13 protein-coding genes and 1 tRNA gene are annotated in these 16,744 nt (G+C 61.8%); 8 read left to right on the top strand and 6 right to left on the bottom strand.

Annotated features, from left to right (window positions below; all coding sequences use genetic code 11):
- The 3 genes from ACSSV8_RS01830 to lptF are packed head-to-tail and all read right to left on the bottom strand — an operon-like array spanning position 1 to position 4,411.
- Positions 1-2,175 (bottom strand): LPS-assembly protein LptD, encoded by a 2,175-nt coding sequence (locus ACSSV8_RS01830; protein ID WP_454281320.1) that lies wholly within the window; start codon positions 2,173-2,175, stop codon positions 1-3.
- On the bottom strand, positions 2,175-3,266 hold the full coding sequence (lptG, locus tag ACSSV8_RS01825) for an LPS export ABC transporter permease LptG (protein WP_354536934.1): 1,092 nt from the start codon (positions 3,264-3,266) through the stop codon (positions 2,175-2,177). The genes ACSSV8_RS01830 and lptG overlap by 1 nt, the downstream gene beginning before the upstream one ends.
- The gene (gene lptF, locus ACSSV8_RS01820; protein ID WP_454281319.1) at positions 3,263-4,411 is read right to left on the bottom strand and encodes an LPS export ABC transporter permease LptF; all 1,149 of its coding nucleotides are present in this window, start codon (positions 4,409-4,411) and stop codon (positions 3,263-3,265) included. Before lptF ends, lptG begins: the two co-directional genes overlap by 4 nt.
- Before the next feature lie 131 nt (positions 4,412-4,542).
- Here lptF and ACSSV8_RS01815 point away from each other — a divergent pair, with 131 nt between their 5' ends.
- Together ACSSV8_RS01815 and ACSSV8_RS01810 are read left to right on the top strand one after the other, a co-directional pair.
- Positions 4,543-6,015: a leucyl aminopeptidase gene (locus tag ACSSV8_RS01815; protein WP_454281318.1), complete on the top strand. Its 1,473-nt coding sequence runs from the start codon at positions 4,543-4,545 to the stop codon at positions 6,013-6,015.
- Positions 6,015-6,473, top strand: a complete 459-nt coding sequence (locus ACSSV8_RS01810) for a DNA polymerase III subunit chi (protein ID WP_454281317.1) — start codon at positions 6,015-6,017, stop codon at positions 6,471-6,473. The genes ACSSV8_RS01815 and ACSSV8_RS01810 overlap by 1 nt, the downstream gene beginning before the upstream one ends.
- 17 nt (positions 6,474-6,490) lie before the next feature.
- Here ACSSV8_RS01810 and ACSSV8_RS01805 read toward each other — a convergent pair whose 3' ends face one another.
- Positions 6,491-8,179 carry an acyl-CoA dehydrogenase family protein gene (locus tag ACSSV8_RS01805; protein ID WP_454281316.1) on the bottom strand — a complete coding sequence of 563 codons (1,689 nt, stop codon included), beginning with the start codon at positions 8,177-8,179 and terminating at the stop codon, positions 6,491-6,493.
- A 145-nt stretch (positions 8,180-8,324) separates the two neighbouring features.
- Between ACSSV8_RS01805 and ACSSV8_RS01800 the strand changes: the two genes are divergently transcribed.
- The 6 genes from ACSSV8_RS01800 (at position 8,325) to ACSSV8_RS01775 (ending at position 15,205) form a co-directional block, all read left to right on the top strand.
- A complete protein-coding gene (locus tag ACSSV8_RS01800; protein ID WP_454281315.1) occupies positions 8,325-9,098 on the top strand; it encodes a sulfite exporter TauE/SafE family protein in 774 nt (257 codons plus the stop codon).
- Positions 9,099-9,159: 61 nt separating this feature from the next.
- Positions 9,160-9,249, top strand: a tRNA-Ser gene (locus ACSSV8_RS01795).
- A 617-nt stretch (positions 9,250-9,866) separates the two neighbouring features.
- Positions 9,867-12,083 carry a DNA methyltransferase gene (locus tag ACSSV8_RS01790; protein ID WP_454281314.1) on the top strand — a complete coding sequence of 739 codons (2,217 nt, stop codon included), beginning with the start codon at positions 9,867-9,869 and terminating at the stop codon, positions 12,081-12,083.
- Positions 12,080-12,898: a hypothetical protein gene (locus ACSSV8_RS01785; RefSeq protein WP_454281313.1), complete on the top strand. Its 819-nt coding sequence runs from the start codon at positions 12,080-12,082 to the stop codon at positions 12,896-12,898. Before ACSSV8_RS01790 ends, ACSSV8_RS01785 begins: the two co-directional genes overlap by 4 nt.
- Positions 12,891-14,126, top strand: coding sequence for a DUF262 domain-containing protein (locus ACSSV8_RS01780; protein ID WP_454281312.1), 1,236 nt, complete (start codon positions 12,891-12,893; stop codon positions 14,124-14,126). Before ACSSV8_RS01785 ends, ACSSV8_RS01780 begins: the two co-directional genes overlap by 8 nt.
- Positions 14,126-15,205, top strand: coding sequence for an MAE_28990/MAE_18760 family HEPN-like nuclease (locus ACSSV8_RS01775; protein WP_454281311.1), 1,080 nt, complete (start codon positions 14,126-14,128; stop codon positions 15,203-15,205). Before ACSSV8_RS01780 ends, ACSSV8_RS01775 begins: the two co-directional genes overlap by 1 nt.
- A gap of 138 nt (positions 15,206-15,343) precedes the next feature.
- On the opposite strand, the gene ACSSV8_RS01770 is transcribed toward ACSSV8_RS01775, so the two are convergent.
- Together ACSSV8_RS01770 and ACSSV8_RS01765 are read right to left on the bottom strand one after the other, a co-directional pair.
- On the bottom strand, positions 15,344-15,745 hold the full coding sequence (locus tag ACSSV8_RS01770) for a hypothetical protein (protein ID WP_454281310.1): 402 nt from the start codon (positions 15,743-15,745) through the stop codon (positions 15,344-15,346).
- A partial coding sequence (locus ACSSV8_RS01765) for a recombinase family protein (protein ID WP_454281309.1) occupies positions 15,742-16,744 on the bottom strand: 1,003 nt, incomplete at its 5' end. The genes ACSSV8_RS01765 and ACSSV8_RS01770, both read right to left, overlap by 4 nt.

The following is a 16,744-nucleotide window of genomic DNA, read 5'->3' as shown; positions in this document are numbered from 1 at the left end:
TCATGAGGTCCTGCATTTGCGAGTGTAGCTTGTGTCGCGGGTCCCGCTGCTAAAGCCGCGCAGCCCGATCACAAAGCCGAAATTCGTCTCGGGATCAAGGATAGTGGACGAGGTGAACCGGCGCGAGACCGAAAAGGTGATGTCGACACATTCGTTGGTGTAGGTCAGGCCTGCCCCCGCGCGGATGCTGCGTTGATCCGTGGTATCGAAGCGCCACTCGCCGCTGGCCGTCCAGTGATCGGCAAAGCGGTAACTGCCGTCGATGGCCCATTCGGAGATGGTGTCGGGGCGGTTTTCGCGCGGGTCTTTTTCCAGCCAGATATAGGTGGCCCCGATATCGGTGCGCGGATTGCGCCAACTGCCGCGCGCTTCGGCCTTGGTCACCTCGAACCCGTCGTCGAAAAGGCCGCGCGCGGTCAGCACAAGGCCGCTCAGGTTGCGGAACTGTCCGGCCAGAAGCAGGTTGGAGGTGCGATCACTCAGGCCCGAGGACGGGGTAAAGCTGCTCAACCCCGACTTTTCGCGCAAGCGGTCGTCGCGATAGACCTGCCCCACGGCAAAACGCCCCTCCCATCCGGTCGGATCAATGCGCGAATAGCTGGCGCCATAGGCCGCGCTCAGGCCGCGCTCGCGCCGGTCGGGTGCGACGAAACGCGAGATGTTGAAAAGATTGCCCTCGTCGAATTCGATCACCGTGTTTTCGTCATTGGGAATGTTCGGGTTCGATCCGCCCGACCACGCCACCTGCATCATCGGCTCGATGACATGGGTCGCACCATTCCCCGCGATCTTCTGCAAGGGCCAACGCAGTTGAAGCGCGGCGCGGGGGGTGATCTCGGTGGCCTCCGAGTCGGCCGTCTGGCCGATGTCGCGCAGTTCGAAATGATCGAAGGCGAGACCCGTCTCTATCCGGGCGATCACCCCCGCGGGCAGCACCCATTGCCGCATCCAGTCCGCCTCGACGGTTAATCGCGCCATGTCGCGCCCGTCGGCGAACGGGTCCGTGTCTGGCCCGTCGGTGCTCAGGCTCGAATTGCGCTGATGGCCATGGGCCAGGGCGGTCAGCCGCACCTCGCCTCCCAGCCAGCGCGGGAAGAGCCGCCGCTGATACTCGCCATTGGCGGCAAGGCTCGGCAGGGTCGAGTTCTCTTCCCCCACTCGCAGGGTGCGGAAATGATCGAGCGCGAGGCGCACATACTCGTCGCGCCGCGCCCGCTCGACCGAAATGCCGCTCTGAAGCCGGTCCTTGTCCGAGAAATCGTGATCGAGCAGAAATGTATCGTCGCTCGTGTATTCGATGCCGAAGCGCAGCACGAAATCGCGCGGCAGATCGAAGCGCCCGGTGGCGAAGACATAGCCGCGCGTGCCCTCGTTGCTGAAATCATCATCGGCAATCGCGCCGTTGAATTCGATCTCGCCACGGCGGAACATCTGGCGATAGCGCAATTCCAGCCGCTTGGAGTTGGTCGCATAAAAGGGCGCGATGGTCAGGTCGCGGTGCTCTCCCAGCGTGATGAAATAGGGCACCCGCACGCCCGTTCCCAGAAGGCTCGAATTGACCACGGAGGGGGTGAGGAACCCGGTCGCGCGCTTGACCGACCCATCGGGCAGGCTGAGGCGCGGCAGGTAGAAAACCGGCGTGTCAAGCACGCGGAACTGTGCGTTGTAGAAGTAAAGCCGGTTCTTGTCCTGATCGTGCACAAGCCGCTCGGCGCGGATCTGCCAGAGCGGCGGGCGGCCCGTGTCGCAGACCCGGCAGGATGTGACCGTCGCCTTGTAAAGCTCGTTGAGGCGTGCATCCGTGCGGCGCATCTCAAGGGCGGCAAGCTGAAGCTGCTCGTGCATCACCACCCGCGCACCGCGCAGGATGCCGTCGGACAGATCGGTATCGAGCGCGGCACTGTCGGCCAAGACCACGGTCTCGGTGCCCTCGCTGAGGCTGAGCGGGCCGGTGATCGTCAGCCGGTCGGTGGCGCGGTCATAGATCACCTCTCGCGCGGTCAGCCGGCGGCCCTGATAGAGCGCCTCGACATTGCCGCTTGCGATCAGGCGGTTATCGGCGGTCAGGCGCACCTCGTCGGCCACAAGCATCGCCATTTCGGCCGGCGCCTCTTGCGCTTCCAGCGGCGCACTCCACGCCAGAAGGGCAAGGGCAAGGGCAAACACGCGCCGCATCAGCCATCCTCCAGATGCAGGATGATCCCGAGCGCAAGCAACAGCGCCGCCACCGGCGGTGCCCAGGCCGCCAGCGCCACGGGTATCTGTCCGTTCTCGCCAAGGATCTGCGCGAAATTGCGGATGTAGTAAAGGCCGAAGCCCGCGATCACAGCAAAGAGAACCTTGAGCCCGACATTCGCGCCGCGCACATGACCGATGGTGAAGGCCGCCGCCATCAACACCAGTGACACCAGAAACAGCGGGCGGGACAATTCGCTCTGGAACCAGACCGCGTAGCGGCGCGCGGAAAAGCCCGACGCCTCCATCTGCGAAATGAAGCGCGGCAATTCCCAGACCGGGATGAAACGCGGCCGACCGAAGCTTTCGAGGATTCGATCCTGCGTAAGATCCGACGGCAGCGAAATCGCCGCCTGCCGGTCGGCCTCGGCCTCGGGATTGGTGCCGCGTTCCAAGTTCCAGATCTTGGCGTTCTCAAGGCTCCATGCGCCGCGTTCCAGCCGCGCCACCTCGGCGTTGATGCGCCTTTGCGGCGTCCCGTCGCGCGCGAATTCCAGAAAATTCGGCCCGTAGAGCGTGCCCAGATCAGAGCTTGCCCGCTCGGCAAAGATCACCGTCTGACCGTCCGCATCGCCCTGCCGCAGCCACAACCCCTCATCGGAGAGCGCAAAGGCCGCCGTCTCGACCCCCTTGTAGCGGTTGGAGAGATCATGCTCGCGCTTGGAGGCGGCGGCGACGATGGGATTGCCCACGGCGACCACGAGAACACCCAACAGGAAGGTCGCCACGACCGGGGCCATCAGGCCCCGCAGCGCCGAGCGCCCCGCCGCGCGCAAGACCACAAGTTCGGACGAGCGCGCCATACGCACGAAGAGCGCCACCGAGGCAAGGATCACCACCAGGGGCAGGATCTCGTAATTGGCCCAGGGCATCGACAGCGCCACGAGGCCCAGAACCTGCCCGAGCGGCAGGTTGGGGTGATCCCCCAGCGAATCCATCAGTTCGATCAGCGCCATGACGGTGCCCAGGGAGAGCGCCACGCCAAGCACGCTGAACAGGAACCGCCGCGCGAAATAGACATGCAGGATCATGTCGCCGCCTCTGCGCGCCTGCGCCGAAAGCCTGACGTGACCCAGGCCCAGACCACAGGATGATGCGCCAGCCACAACAAAAAGAGCGACAGCGCGCCACCCGCGAGCACGGGCAGATAAAGCAGCGGCCAGAGCGCGGCAGTCGAGATGACCGGCCCGAGGCTTGCGCTGCGCGCCACCTCGACCCCGACCAGAAGCCCGAAGGCCACCAATACCTGACGCCAGACGCCAAGCCGGTTATAGGCCCCCACCATCAGCGTGCTGAACCCGACAAGGGCCGCCACGATACACATGAGTGCGGCGGTAAAGCGGCCGTGAAGCTCCACCATCACCTCACCGGGGCTTGCGCCCGTGCGCTCGGCAACGCCACCGGGATCGCGCAAAAGCTCTGCCGTGCCCGCGAAGGTCACCTTGTTGAGGTTGATCCCGCTGCGGCTGAGCAGGCTGGTGATGTCATAGGAAAAATCGTCGAAATGCGTCACGAAGAGCCGCGCGTCCGCAACGCGGACATTCTGCGCCAGCCCCGAGACCATCACCAACCGCGACCCCGCCCCGTCCGACACCAGATAGGCGCGCGAGGAGGTATAGGTCATGGTCCTGTCGGGGTCGCGCCGGTCCGACAGGAACACGTCGCGCAATTCGCCCTCGGGGGTGATCTGCCGGATATAGAAGGTGATGCCGGGTGCGGGGTGCAGGAATTCACCCTCGCTCAGCAGCCTTGCCGCGACATTGGCCGAAATCTCGCTCTCGCGCAGGCGCAACTGGCTCAGGCTGCCCGGGATGAGCATATGCGCAAGCAGGCTCATCATCAGCGCCACGATCACGCCAAAGACCAGCACGGCGCGGCCCAGACGAAAGGGCGAATACCCGGTGGCCTGAATGACGGTCAACTCGCTCTCCGACGAGAGGCGATGGACCACATAGACCGCGGCGGCAAAGGCCGCGATCGGCAACATGCCGCCGATCACCGTCGGCAGCGTCAGCGCCGTGAATTCCAGAAACACCCATGCCGGCTGGCCATCGCCAATGAGCTTGTCGAACATGCGCACCGCCTTGTTGATCCAGAGGATCGAGACAAGCACAAGCGCGAAAAAACCGAACAAAACCATCAATTGCGACAGCAAATATCTGTCGAATCTGGTCAACGCGTCCCCCAAGTCAGCAGTTCTGACCGGCAACCTAGCCGAAACATGCGCCGGGGAAAACTGCTAACTGGCCATTGGCGAACGGGCGCGCTAGGTCTGGAAAAACCACCGGACAAAAGGGAGACGCCACCATGACCGCAATCGCCGATCTGCGCTTTGCCGAAACCGATCTTGATGCCATCGCAGGGGCTTTGGGCCGCGTCGCGGTCTTCGTCACGCCCGACGGCAAGCTCGACGCCGAGGGGCGGCGCGTCAACCGGCTGATGCGCGGGGGGCTCAACCGGCTGATCGAGGGCGGGGCGCTGGCGAAGAAGGCGGCAGGCGACGTGATCTCGCTGGGCTGGCCCGCAGGGCTGGCGGCGGAGGCGCTTGACGTGGCGGTGCTGCCGCGCAACGCCACCGTGGACGAAAGCCGCCGCGCCGGTGTGGCGCTTGGCCGCGCCAAGGGCGACAAGGCGCTGACCATTCTCGGGGCCACGCTCAGGCGCCCGGGAGAGGTGGCGCTCGGCGCGGTGCTGCGCGGCTATGACTATGCCGCCCACAAGACCGGCGACAAGACCGACCCCGGCGCGATCACCGTGACCGTCAAGGACCCGGCCGAGGCCGAAGCGGCATTTGCGCCTGCGCGCGCCGTGGCCGAGGGGGTTTTCCTCACCCGCGATCTGGTCAACGCGCCCGCCAACCACCTGACCACCACCAGCTTTGCCGAAGAGATCAAGGGGCTCGCGGGTCTGGGCCTCAAGATCACCGTGCTTGAGGAAAAGGACCTCGAAAAGCTCGGCATGGGCGCGCTGCTCTCGGTCGGTCTGGGCAGTGCCAGCCCGACCAAGCTGGCGGTGATGGAATGGCAGGGCGGCACCAAGGGCGACGCGCCGCTGGCGCTTGTCGGCAAGGGCGTGGTGTTCGATACCGGCGGCATCTCGATCAAACCCGCGCAGGGCATGGAGGAGATGACCATGGACATGGCGGGCGCGGGCGTGGTGACCGGCGTCATGCGCACGCTGGCCGCGCGCAAGGCGCGCGCCAATGTGGTGGGGCTCGTGGGGCTGGTGGAAAACATGCCGTCGGACCGCGCCACGCGCCCCGGCGATGTCGTCACCTCGATGAAGGGCGACACGATCGAGGTCATCAACACCGATGCAGAGGGGCGGCTCGTGCTGGCCGATGTGCTCTGGTATGCGCAGGAAACCTATCGCCCGCGCGGCGTGATCGACCTCGCCACCCTCACGGGGGCCTGCATCGTCGCCCTCGGGCATGAAAACGCCGCAGCACTGTCGAATGACGATGCGCTCTGCGACGCTGTCCTCAAAGCCGCGAAATCCGAGGGCGAGGGCCTGTGGCGGCTGCCGCTCGGCAAGGCCTATGCCGACATGATGAAAAGCCGCATCGCCGATGTGAAGAATTCGGGCGGGCGGCCCGCCGGCACGATCACCGCGTCGGAATTCCTGCATCGCTTCATTCAGGACGGTGTCCCATGGGTGCATCTCGACATCGCGGGCGTGGCCAGTGTGGGGGCCGAGACGACCTATGCCCCCAAGGGCGCGTCGGGCTGGGGCGTCATGACGCTCGACCGGCTGGTGCGCGAGATGTTCGAGACGGATTGATGGGGGCTGCCTATTTCTATCACCTGACCCGCCGCCCGCTGGAGGAGACCCTGCCGCTGCTGCTGGAAAAGGCGCTTGGCGCGGGCTGGCGGGTGGCGGTGCGCGGGGTTGACGCCGCGCGTCTGGACCGGCTCGACGCGCGGCTCTGGCTTGGTCCCGAGGACGGGTTCCTGCCCCATGGCCGCGCGGGCGGGCCGCATGATGCGCTGCAACCCGTGCTGCTGACGACCGATACCGACTGTCCCAACGGGGCCGCCTGCGTGATGGCGGTGGATGGCGCGCCGGTCGCGGCCGAGGAAGTGAAGGCGCTGGAGCGCGTGTGCATCCTTTTTGACGGCAATGACGGGCGGGCGGTCGAGGGCGCGCGCGCGCAGTGGCGCGCCCTCACCGGTGCGGGCTGTGCCGCGCAATACTGGTCCGAGGCGTCGGGCCGGTGGGAGAAGAAGGCCGAGGCCTGATCGTCCCCCTGCCCGTCTCAGCCGAGCAGCCGCCGCGCGATCACCTGCGCCTGAATCTCTGCGGCCCCCTCGAAGATGTTGAGGATGCGCGCATCGCACAGGATCCGGCTGATCGTGTATTCCAGCGCGAACCCGTTGCCGCCATGGATCTGGAGCGCATTGTCGGCCGCCGCCCAGGCCACGCGCGCACCCAGAAGCTTGGCCATCCCGGCCTCAAGGTCGCAGCGCCGCCCGTGATCCTTTTCCCAGGCCGAGAAATAGGTGAGCTGGCGCGCCACCATGATCTCGACCGCCATCATGGCAAGCTTGTTGGCGACACGCGGAAACTCGATCAGCGCGCGCCCGAACTGCTTGCGGTCCTGCGCATAGCGCATCCCCACATCGAGCGCGGATTGCGCGACACCCACGGCGCGCGCGGCGGTCTGGATGCGGGCCGATTCAAACGTCTCCATCAACTGCTTGAAGCCGCGGCCCTCTTCGCCGCCCAGAAGGTTCTCAGCCTTGACGTGGAAATTGTCGAAGGCCAGTTCGTATTCCTTCATGCCGCGATAGCCCAGAACCTCGATCTCGCCGCCGGTCATGCCGGGGGTGGGGAACGGGGCCGCGTCCGTGCCCGGCTCCTTTTCCGCGAGGAACATCGACAGGCCCCGGTGGTCGGTCGTGTCGGGCAGCGTGCGCGCCAGAAGCGTCATCACATGGGTGCGCGCGGCATGGGTGATCCAGGTCTTGTTGCCGGTCACTTTCCAGTCGCCGTTTTCATCCCTGACCGCGCGGGTGCGCAGGCTTCCCAGATCCGAGCCGGTATTGGGTTCGGTGAAAACCGCCGTGGGCAGCGTCTCACCGCTGGCAAGGCGCGGCAGCCATTTTTTCTTCTGCTCCTCGGTGCCACCGCAAAGGATCAGTTCCGCCGCTATTTCGGAGCGGGTACCAAGGCTACCCACGCCGATATAGCCGCGGCTCAACTCCTCCGAGACCACGACCATGGACGCCTTCGACAGCCCGAACCCGCCATATTCCTCGGGGATGGTCAGACCGAACACGCCCATTTCGGCCAGTTCCTCGATGATCTCCATCGGGATCAGCTCATCCTTGAGGTGCCATTCATGCGCATGCGGCTCGACCTTCTCGACCGAGAAGCGGCGGAACTGCGCGCGGATCATCTCCAACTCGTCATCCAGCCCGCTGCGGCCCACGGTGATCTCGGCGGCGCGCTCCTGCATCAGCGCAACAAGGCGCAATCGCGCCGCCTGCGTGTTGCCTTGGGCGATGAGCGTGCGCACCTCCGGCGTGCGGAACCGCGACAGCGCCCCCTCGTCGAGGCCAAGGTCGGCAAGGCGCAGCACCTCGCCCTGATTCATGGCAATGCCACCCGCGATCTGGGCCAGGTATTCGCCAAAGGCGATCTGGTGGATCAACTGCTCCACCTCGCTGAACGTGCCGGCCTCCGACAGCCGCGTGGCCCAGCCCTGCATCTGGCGCAGCGATTCGACATAGGTGGCCAGCCACGCAAGACCGTGCGTGGCGCTCTGTTCGGCATCCATCGCCGCGCCCGAAACGCGGCCATCGCGCGTGACAGCGGTGCGCACCGCGTCCTTGGCCTCTGCCAGAAGGGTTTCGGCGGGCCCGATCGCCGCGCCGGCAAGTGTCAGAAGATCGCCGATAAGGGTGGGTTGGGCCATCGCAACGTCCTGTCCGTCATGCGCCATGAATCGCATCCTTTCCTGTTTGCCGGAGTTCTATCTATTATGCAGATGCAGCGCAACTATTATGCCAATTGTCGCAGGGTTTTGTTCGAAAGTTGCGCGTTGATATTTTGCAGCGCGGCGCTAGCGGGTGTGCTAACGATTGGCGATGGACCCTATCCTGTCAGATTTTCCGCTCTGGATCACGATCTTTGCCGTGGCCGTGGCGGTTCTTGCCGGGATCATCAAGGGCGTGGTGGGCTTTGCCATGCCGACGGTGCTGATGGCGGGCCTCAGCACGGTGCTGCCGCCCGACCTGGCGCTCGCCGGGCTGATCCTGCCGACGTTTCTGAGCAATCTGTGGCAGGCCTTGCGACAGGGGGCGCGGGCGGCGCTTGCGTCGCTCAGGCAGATGCGGGTCTTCCTGATCGCGGGCGGCGTGGTGATGGCGGTGGCAGCGCAGCTTGTGCCCATGCTGCCGCCCTGGGCGATGTTCCTGATCATCGGGCCGCTGATCACGCTCTATGCGCTCGGCACGCTGATGGGGCGCGGGCTGCGGGTAGCCCCGGACGCAGGCGGGCGCGGCGAGGCGGGCATGGGCGCGCTGGCGGGATTTTTCGGCGGCATATCAGGCATCTGGGGGCCGCCCACGGTGGCGATGCTGATCGCGCGCAACACCGAGAAAACAGAACAGATCCGCGTGCAGGGCGTCATCTACGGGCTGGGCTCGGTGCTGCTCCTGGTCTCGCATCTGGGCTCGGGGGTGCTGCGGGCCGAAACGCTGCCGCTGTCGCTCGCGCTGGTGCCACCCGCACTGCTGGGGGTGCTGATCGGCTTCCGGCTTCAGGACCGTTTGGACCAGGGCATGTTTCGCAAGATCACGCTCTGGGTTCTGCTTCTCGCGGGGCTGAACCTCATCCGGCGCGGCGTGCTTCTCATGTGACACGCACCGCGCGGTTCTCCCCTTGCCAAGCCCGCCCGTCCCCGTCTATGAAGCGCGGCACGGAGCGGTGGCCGAGTGGTCGAAGGCGCACGCCTGGAAAGTGTGTAGGCGGGAGACCGTCTCCAGGGTTCGAATCCCTGTCGCTCCGCCACTTGCCCTCGCGAAAGCGTTCTCACGATCCGGCCGCGGCCGGATTTTCTCGTTGTTTACGAGGGTTATGCGGGTGGGGCTGAGCACTGGCCTCGGTGCCAGGTGGCCCGGAAGCCGTCTCTCCGTGCCGATATTCTCCGGACCTCATGACTGCACCGATTTGGTGAACAGCTAGTAAGCATATGAAAAGACGATACTTCTTGATGGCGTCAGCTAAACACTTCGACGACAGTGGCGTTCGCGAGATGGAACTGAAATCGAACTCTGCCGCGAGATTATCTACCGCCGCCCCGAACTGGGAACGACATAATTCGCGGTTCGCGCCATCTTCTCGGTAGCGCGGAAGGAGGTTTGGGGCGGCATGACATTGAACCGTCACGACGCCACGCGATGTGCCGACGGGCTGCCTGATGGCGCTGTCTGGCAGACTGCCTTGATCCTTCCGCTTCAAGACGAAACAGCAAGGACCTCGGCACTGCAGCTTGTCTCTGCCGACTACGCCTGTCATAAGTCTCATACTACTGCATGCGGTAGTGCCTTGGCCGCGCGACCGCAGATATTGCGCCGCGCTACCAGCCCACCGGGTGTCCGGCCAGCATTCAGTCAGGACGGAGATCAATGACGACCAGAACAGACAGGATACAAAGACGCCTCGATCTCCGACCAGCCACGGATCCCGATGATGTACTCTCGTGCTTTGTTGGCCCATGTGCACTTGAAGATGATCAATTCCCTTTCGAGGCCATCAGCGATGTTGCTGAAGTCGAGAGCTGGCGGAAGGAGATAAACCGGCCCATCTATCACATCCATAAATGGTGGGCTCAGCGGCTTGGCACGGTGTTTCGCGCGATTGCCCTTGGTGCATTGACGCCATCCGGCACCGATATCCTGAGCGCGTTCTACCGCCCAGTGCGAGTGAAGGACCTGACCGTCTTCGATCCCTTCATGGGCAGCGGCACAACTATCGGTGAGGCTGCGAAACTGGGAGCGCGCGCTATCGGCCGCGACATCAATCCAGTGGCGCATTTTCTTGTGAGAAATGCTCTTGCGTTCCACGATCGGGATGAGGTGGTGCGCACGTTCCGAGACATTGAGCGCGACGTTGCCGATCAAATCCGAATTCACTACAAGACGATCTTGCCGGACGGAACCGAAGGCGAGGTTCTGTACTATTTCTGGGTCAAGCAGGTTGATTGTCCAGAGTGCGCAGAACAGGTTGATCTCTTCTCATCGCGGGTGTTCGCTAAGCATGCGTATGCGAGTAAGTATCCGGAAGCAAAGGCAGTTTGTCCGTCTTGCGGTGAAATCAATTCGGTGCGGTACGATTCAACCCATGCTGCATGCGTGAGTTGTGCTGTGGAATTCAACCCGCAGAATGGACCGGCCAGCGGGCAAAAAGCGACGTGTCCCAGCTGCGATCATAGCTTTCCCATTGCCAAGACAATTCGCGAAAAGAACGCACCGCCAGCCCACCGGCTTTACGCAAAACTTGTCCTGATGCCGGATGGCACCAAGACCTACGCCGCCGCCACTGAAGAAGACCGCAAAGCCTACGAGTTTGCTGAGAAGGCGCTTGGGGCCAGACCAAACGCCTATCCGGTGGTTGGGATTGAACCTGGTTACAACACCAATCAGGCTCTCGGTTACAATTACCGCTACTGGCACGAGATGTTCAACCCGCGACAGCTTCTCTGCCTGTCCATCCTAGCCGAGCGAATCCGCGCCATACCCGAGCCCGTGTTGCGCGAGCTTTTCGCGTGCCTGTTCTCTGGCGCGCTCGAATTCAATAATCTCTTCACTTCCTACAAGGGCGAGGGCACCGGTGCCGTGCGCCACATGTTCGCCCATCACATCCTGAAGCCCGAGCGCGTTCCGCTGGAAGCGAATGTCTGGGGTACACCGAAAAGCTCCGGTTCCTTCATGACCATGTTTGAAGGGCGGATACGCCGCGCGTTGGATTATGCCGACGAGCCCTTCGAGCTGCGACTCCAAGGCTCGCAGGGCCAGAAGAAGACGACTGAAAAGGTCTTCGGTCTATCCGAGCGCCTCGGCTTTGACCTCGCCGAAGACTTCCAATCCTTCAAGGACGGAAAGCGCGTCTACCTCTCGTGCGGCGATTCCAGCGTCACTGACATCGATGACGGTGCTGTCGACGCGATCATCACTGATCCGCCGTTCTTCGACAATGTGCACTACTCACAGCTTGCAGACTTCTTCCATGTCTGGCAGCGATTCATTCTTGGTGAGGCAGGCACACGGGCTACCAACACGACCCGCTCACCAGCCGAGGTCCAGAACGCCGATGTTTCGGCCTTCACCGAGCGCCTCGGCGCGGTTTGGGCCGAGTGTCACCGCGTTCTCGCGGACGATGGTGTACTAGCCTTCACCTATCACCATTCGCGCTCTGAGGGCTGGAGCTCCGTTTTGCATGCGCTCATGGAAGCGGGCTTTGGGATCAGCGCAGCATTCCCGATCAAGGCCGAGATGTCGGTGGCCATGCCCAAGCATCAGGCCAAGGAGCCTATCGACCTTGATATCGTACTGGTCTGCCGCAAACGTTTGGCCCTGAAACAACATCAATGGAATGGTGATCTCTGGGGCACGATCCGTCCGAAGGCCGCAAGCCAAGTCGCCCGTCTTCGTGGGGCGGGACGAAAGCTCAGCCGCAATGATGTGCGCATCATTGTCATGGCTCAGCTCATCCGGCAGCTTTCCCGATCGCACAGTCAGGAAGCCGCCTTGTCTTTGCTCGAGGTCAGCAGCCCTGAAATTGAGGCTACCATCGAAAGCCTTCATGAGATCAATAAAAATAACTCTACCGGAGGTCTTTCATGAGTCTCGTTTGCACGGTCTTCAAACATTGCGTTTCGGCCATGCGCACCAATGTTCTCATTGAGCGTGAAGGCCGAAACGACAAAGAATTTCACTTCCAGAACTGGTTCAAGGCACGTCTTGATGCCCTGGCAGAGCACTATGATGAGCCGGGCCGCAACACTTATCCCGACTTCAAGTTGGTACGCTACACGGAAGGCTACGAGCTGAAAGGGCTTGCGTATCCGGGCCGCGATGCGGACTACGATTGCAATAGCCAGCTTCCATGCGGTGAACACAACGGTCGCCAGGTTTTCTATGTGTTTGGCCGCTATCCGGTCGCACCCGATGGGAACCGCTACCCCGTGCTCGATTTAGTTGTCTGCCACGGCAGCTTCTTGAATGCCGACAACAGCTACCAGCATAAGAACAAGAGTTTCCGCGGCTTCGGAAGCTATGGTGACATTCTTGTGCGCGATCGGAAGATGTATGTTGCGCCGACTCCCTTCGCCCTCGCAGACGGCGCAGCCCATCACCGGACACTGATACTGCCTGACGATATGCTGGTTGATGATGATCTGGTAGAAATAGCAACCCTGACGCGGCGCGAGGTCGAGCGGATGGTCGTCGCCTACAACTTCGACCTGCGCTCGAACACGCTGAAGACTGAGCTTGTACCAAACCCCAACGCGGGCAAGGAGCATGTCTTCAAGGCATACCGCATGCAGGGCGATCCCCTGACACCAGTTACCTTGGTGGAACGCTCGCGCGGCAAGGCAGAGGCGGCATATCAGGACCTTTTTGGCGTTGATGACGAGGGAGGCACCGACGATGAGTGAAGATACTGCCGAAACTCCACCGCTCTTGCCCGATGAATTTATTGACAACGCCCCAAGCCTTGGCACGTCTGCGAGCAAGCTCTCCGATTCCGAAATAAACAACAAATACGTCAAGGGCGAAGTGCGGATCGTAACCGAGCAAGCCCGCTATCCCATAAATTCTATTGCCGGAATCGTTGAAGATACATCCTACCGTATGTCGCCCGAGTATCAACGGCGCCATCGCTGGGACCAAGATCGGAAATCCAAACTCATTGAATCACTCATCATGAACGTGCCCGTTCCGCCCATTTTCCTCTACGAGTACGACTACTCGAAATACGAGGTTATGGATGGGCTGCAGCGCTTGACGGCCATTCATGAATTCTACCGAAACAAGTTTAATCTCAGTGGTTTGACTGAGTGGCCTGAGTTGAATGGTCGCACATATGATCAACTTCCCTCCAAAGTTAGGGAAGGCATTGACCGCCGGTATTTGTCATCCGTGATCCTGCTCAAGGAAACAGCCCACAGTGAGGAGGACGCACTCCGCCTCAAGCAACTTGTTTTCGAGAGGATCAATAGCGGCGGCGTCAGGCTGTCACCGCAGGAATCCCGCAACGCGCTTTTTGACGGACCCATGAATCAACTTTGTATCCGCCTTTCGCGGACGCCTGCTTTGTGCCGCCTCTGGGGCATACCGGAACCGGAAGCCCAGGAGGTCGAAGGCGGTCTTCCTTCGGATGAGCGCATCAAAAATGAAGACTTCCGAAAAATGACGGATGTTGAACTTGTGCTGCGCTTTTTTGCCTACCGGCAAAAGCACCGCCTGCACAAATCCGGTGAGCCATTGTCGTCGTATTTCGACAGGTACTTGCGCAAAGGCAACTTCTTCCCGCAATCGACCCTTGATTCACTCGGCGCGCTATTTTTCGACACCATTGAGTTTGCGGAGGCGCTTCTGGGCTTTCGGTGCTTCTATCTCTACCGGAAGCGTTCACGCAGCGGCGCGGATCATTGGTCCTGGCGCGAGAGCCCGACAACCACGGTCTATGACCCTCTGATGCTCGTGCTCAGTGAGTTTGTACCACAGCGCGAAATTTTGCTGAAAAAGTCCCAGCAAATTCAGATCGATATCGAGGGCCTGTATACGGCCGAGTATGACACGTTCGAAGGCCGCAATGTGAATCCGTCCGCGCTTCAGCAGCGCGAAGAGCATTACCGGACATTTTTCAACGCCTATCTCTGATGATGGAAGAGGCCCTTACCTCATTCGAGGCCGAACTCGATAAGCTGAATCGTTTTCTGCAAGCATCTGACGCAGAGGATGCACTGATCACGCATATCCTTAGTCTACCCCAAGAGGAGCGAGCTGCGCTTGCCGCGCCACTGAAGCCAATCGAGGCGAATAGCACGATCAAGCGGCGGCAGAGCTATGTGTCTGCCATCATCGTTCTTTATGGAGCCTTGGAACGCTATGTAGAAGAAGCTGTGTCCGAGTACTCCGGGCAGCTGGTGGTGATCCACAAGGAGTTTCAGAAACTTCCGGAGAAGCTGCGTGCCCAGCACACCCTGCTGACGATTGACTATCTGGCCTCCCTCAAGGACGGCAGAGTCCGCGAAACCGAAGACATCTCCAGCATCGTTGCGACCCTGCATGATTGCCTCACCGGGAAGGCTCCGTTCAGGCTTAATGCCCGCGCGTTCTCGCTTCGGTCATCGAACATGAAGTTTGGGCGGATCCGCGAGATCATGGGGAACCTGGATATCCAGGTTCATGGTAGGCGGGTTCTTGCAGCGCCCAGCTACGCCCGATTCTTGCGGGACATGACCGGTATTTCTTTAAAGGATATGCAGGACAGTGAAATTGAGAGCACGCTTGATCACATTGACGAGCTCGTCGTCTTGCGAAACGACATCGCCCATGGCGTTGCCAATCTTGAATCAATTGAAGACAGCAATATCGTGCGCGAGCGCGCCTCAAAGCTCCATGCTTTTGTTTCAGCAATCAATGACATCTTGAATTGTGAACTAATGAAGCGCAGGTTGGAGCTGGGTCAACTGATAGCTGTCGAAGGGGACATCCACACTTTTGGCGATCACATCGTCGGCCTCTCGTGGCCATCAGGCCGGATTGTGCCAGGCGATATTCTTGTGATGCAACCTTCTGAAAAGGGTGCCGACCTCAGGTATGGCGCAATAGTCTCGATCCAAATTGATAACGCAAACCAAGATGAAGTCTTTGGGAAGGGCGGGCTGATGATTGGTGTTCGAGTTCCCTTTCGGGTAAAGGCAAATGGTCGGTATTACGTATTGCATCTGAAATGAATCGGGTTGTGGCGTAGCCTACCCGCTGGTGGAATGGAGCTTGCTTCACGGCGACACCAAACGGCTTTATTCAGATTGCTGGTACATGGACAAAACATCGATAGAAAATGCGAAATAGTAATTCGCCAGCCAATGGGGCTAAGTAGGCAATTGGCGCTTTGCGAGCGAGTTCCGCTGTTCTTCAAAGCATGCCGCAAATGGCTCTAACAGTCGCGCCAGCGTGACCTCCGGCCTGTGCTTCCCGTCCAGGATCGCCTCGACGATATCGGGCGCGAGCAGGGTCATCCGCAGGACGCGGGTCATGTAGGAGGATGCGATCCCTTCGCGCTCGGCCAGTTCGGCGATGGTGGCGAACTCCCCGGAATCCAGCATGCGCTTCCACCGGAAAGCGCGTGCCAGCGCCTTGACCAACGTATTGTCCGGCGTTCGCTCTGGTCGGACACGGTCGGGCATCTGCATCTCCTTGCGCCCTCCGCGCTTCACGACGCGGAATGGCACGTGGATGGTGACCGTCTCGGAGACCGCAGTCGCCCGGGTCATACCGCTTCTCCGATGCTGCCAGACAGCATCTCGCGCGCGAGCCCTCCGAGGCCGTCCATCCGGAGCCGGAAGTTGAGACCGTTCGTGCCGATATCGATGCGCTCGACCAGCAGCGTTATGATGCGCGCCTGCTCGGCGGGGAATAGTTCGTCCCAAAGCGGATCGAGTTGCTGCAAGGCTGCGCGGGCGTCGACCTCGGTGATGTCGTCCGCATGGGTGCGCGCCGCCTTCCAAGTCCCCGCGACAATCTCCGGCTGGCGGAACACAGCGCGGAGCTGGTCTATGACGGCGCCCTCGATCTCGCCCGCAGGTACTCGGCCGACCGGGCATGATCCGGCACCATGCTTCAATACGGTCTGGCTGACATAGTAGCGGTAGAGCCTGTCGCCCTTGCGCGTGTGGGTCGGCGAGAAGGCCGCGCCATCGGGGCCGAACAGCAGCCCCTTCAGCAGCGCGGGCGTGTCGGCGCGGGTCCGCGCGGCGCGCTTGCGCGGGCTCTCCTGAAGGATGGCGTGAACCTTGTCCCATGTCGCGCCGTCAATTATCGCGTCGTGCTCGCCGGGATAGCTTTCGCCCTTGTGGACAGCCTCGCCGATGTAGGCGCGGTTGCTAAGCATCCGGTAGATGTATTTCTTGTCGATTCGATTGCCGCGCGGCGTGCGGATGCCGCGCGTGCCGACCTCGCGCGCCAGTTCCGTGCAGGAACCGATCGCGAGGAAGCGGTCGAAGATCCAGCGCACATGCGCGTTGGCGTCTTCGTCGACCACCAGCTTCCGGTTCTCGACGCGATAGCCGTAGGGCGGCACCCCGCCCATCCACATGCCCTTGCGCCGAGAGGCCGCGACCTTGTCGCGGATGCGCTCGGCAGTGACCTCGCGCTCGAACTGAGCGAAGCTGAGCAGGATGTCAACGGCGGAGTAAAATTCGGCCATTGTGGCGGAGCAAAAGTCGGCCAGTTTGGGGCGAGCGCCTTGGAGCGTGCGGCCCTCATATAGCAAG

The organism is Roseovarius sp. MBR-79 (assembly GCF_053628555.1).
Note: the sequence above shows the minus strand (reverse complement) of the source record. Positions and strands in the feature narration are given on the sequence as shown.

Excerpts from the sequence above, each read along its gene's own strand:
- ACSSV8_RS01830 (WP_454281320.1), bottom strand. The coding sequence starts at position 2,175 with ATGCGGCGCGTGTTTGCCCTTGCCCTTGCCCTTCTGGCGTGGAGTGCG.
- ACSSV8_RS01770 (WP_454281310.1), bottom strand. The coding sequence starts at position 15,745 with ATGACCCGGGCGACTGCGGTCTCCGAGACGGTCACCATCCACGTGCCA.
- ACSSV8_RS01780 (WP_454281312.1), top strand. The coding sequence starts at position 12,891 with ATGAGTGAAGATACTGCCGAAACTCCACCGCTCTTGCCCGATGAATTT.
- ACSSV8_RS01785 (WP_454281313.1), top strand. The coding sequence starts at position 12,080 with ATGAGTCTCGTTTGCACGGTCTTCAAACATTGCGTTTCGGCCATGCGC.
- ACSSV8_RS01775 (WP_454281311.1), top strand. The coding sequence starts at position 14,126 with ATGATGGAAGAGGCCCTTACCTCATTCGAGGCCGAACTCGATAAGCTG.
- ACSSV8_RS01790 (WP_454281314.1), top strand. The coding sequence starts at position 9,867 with ATGACGACCAGAACAGACAGGATACAAAGACGCCTCGATCTCCGACCA.
- ACSSV8_RS01805 (WP_454281316.1), bottom strand. The coding sequence starts at position 8,179 with ATGGCGCATGACGGACAGGACGTTGCGATGGCCCAACCCACCCTTATC.
- lptG (WP_354536934.1), bottom strand. The coding sequence starts at position 3,266 with ATGATCCTGCATGTCTATTTCGCGCGGCGGTTCCTGTTCAGCGTGCTT.
- ACSSV8_RS01815 (WP_454281318.1), top strand. The coding sequence starts at position 4,543 with ATGACCGCAATCGCCGATCTGCGCTTTGCCGAAACCGATCTTGATGCC.
- ACSSV8_RS01800 (WP_454281315.1), top strand. The coding sequence starts at position 8,325 with ATGGACCCTATCCTGTCAGATTTTCCGCTCTGGATCACGATCTTTGCC.
- ACSSV8_RS01810 (WP_454281317.1), top strand. The coding sequence starts at position 6,015 with ATGGGGGCTGCCTATTTCTATCACCTGACCCGCCGCCCGCTGGAGGAG.